Raw genomic sequence first — 1,717 nt, forward strand, 5'->3', positions numbered from 1 at the left:
CTTCGATAGCCCACACCGGGTCAGTCCACTGTTGGGCGAACCGGCGCAGCCGGCGATAACCGTCAGCGCTGACTTCCACCCGAAGTACCCCAAGGGGTTGAAGGGCGGTGCCAACCGCGGCGGCAGTCCAGGATGCCTTGTGCGGGTCGACAGCGATGACGACACAATCGGTTGGTGATGATGATGGCACCACGGGCGGGTGTTCCTCCTTGCGTTCGACAACGGTGTGAATGCGGGGAGGGCACACCAACTTTCGGCATTGCAGGCTCTCTTTAGCCACTCCCGGCCAACGGTGCCGATCCGGGACGCAAGCCGTCTAAGAGCCAACCCCGCGGGGCGGCAGGTATGAGAGCGAGCGATCCCGAACCGGCACCTCGGAGATCGGGGCTGCAGACCCCGTTCCCCTGACCGTTATTGAACAAGTTGGTATGAGGAGGCTGGGGCCTCACTGCATGTGAACGTGGGTTGCCGACAGGAATCTGGTCCTGGCCGGTAGAGCCACAGATGTAGGAGGCCCCAGTGAAACGTCATGGTACGAGTGTTGGGTTGGATGTGCACGCACGATCAATCGTGGCGTGCGCATTGGATGGGGACACCGGGGAGGTGTTCGAACGGCGGTTGACCCCGGATTATCGGGAGGTCCTGGAGTGGTTGCGGTCGCTGCCGGGCCGAGTCGCAGTGACCTATGAGGCCGGCCCGACAGGGTTTGGGTTGGCCCGGTTCCTGATCGCTGCGGGGATGATGTGTCTGGTGGCAGCGCCGTCGAAGCTGCAGCGCCCTTCGGGGGATCGGGTCAAGACTGATGCCCGTGATGCCGCGCATCTGGCTCGGTTGCTGCATCTGGGTCAGATCGTTGAGGTCGTGATTCCCAGCGCCGAGCAGGAAGCGGCCCGGGATCTGGTACGAGCCCGTGAGGACTGCCGCGGGGATTTGATGAGTGCCCGCCACCGGGTATCGAAACTGCTTCTGCGGCAAGGAATCATCTATTGCGGTGGGCGAACGTGGACCGGCAAACACCAGGCGTGGCTGGCCGGGCAGCGCTTTGATACAGTTGCGTTGCAGCTGGCCTACGACACCGCATTGGACACCATGCTGGCCACCGTTGATCGCCGCGACCGCCTCGATGAGGCGATCGCAGGGATGGCCGCAGACAGTCCGTTTACCCCGGTGGTGACCCGCCTGGGCTGTCTGCGTGGGGTGTCGACGTTGACCGCGTTCGGGCTGGCGGTCGAGATCGGTGACTGGCACCGACTGACCGGCCGCTCGATCGGGGCCTACCTCGGCTTGGTGCCCACCGAGTACTCCTCAGGGGATTCCCGTTCGCAGGGATCGATCACCAAGACCGGCAACGGCCATGCCCGCCGGTTGCTGATCGAGGCGGCCTGGCATCACCGCCAGCCCTATCGGCCTGGAGTGGATCTGCGGCGCCGCTGGGACGCTGCCAGCCCGGCCGCACGAGCCCGAGGCCAGCAGGCCAACCGGCGCCTGCACCACCGCTGGGAAGCCTTCGACGCCCGCAAGAAACGTCCCGTGGTGGCCAACACCGCAATCGCCCGGGAGCTGGCCGGCTGGTGCTGGTCGCTGGCCGTGCTCGATACCTGAGCACACCCCCATAACTGTCCGAATGAATCCGAGTTGGTGGCAGCGCCTGGGAGTGACCCGCGAACGCCCTATGAGCAATTATTCTGCAGCGCAGACGATTACGCTCGATCTCTAG

1 protein-coding gene is annotated in these 1,717 nt (G+C 64.6%); it reads left to right on the plus strand.

Annotation, left to right across the window (positions count from 1 at the left end; translation table 11 throughout):
* Positions 1-519: 519 nt before the first annotated feature.
* Positions 520-1,602, plus strand: coding sequence for an IS110 family RNA-guided transposase (locus ORI27_RS32775; RefSeq protein WP_458367954.1), 1,083 nt, complete (start codon positions 520-522; stop codon positions 1,600-1,602).
* Positions 1,603-1,717 lie beyond the last annotated feature (115 nt).

This window comes from Mycobacterium pinniadriaticum, assembly GCF_026242045.1.
In the GTDB taxonomy this organism is placed as follows: Bacteria; Actinomycetota; Actinomycetes; order Mycobacteriales; family Mycobacteriaceae; genus Mycobacterium; species Mycobacterium pinniadriaticum.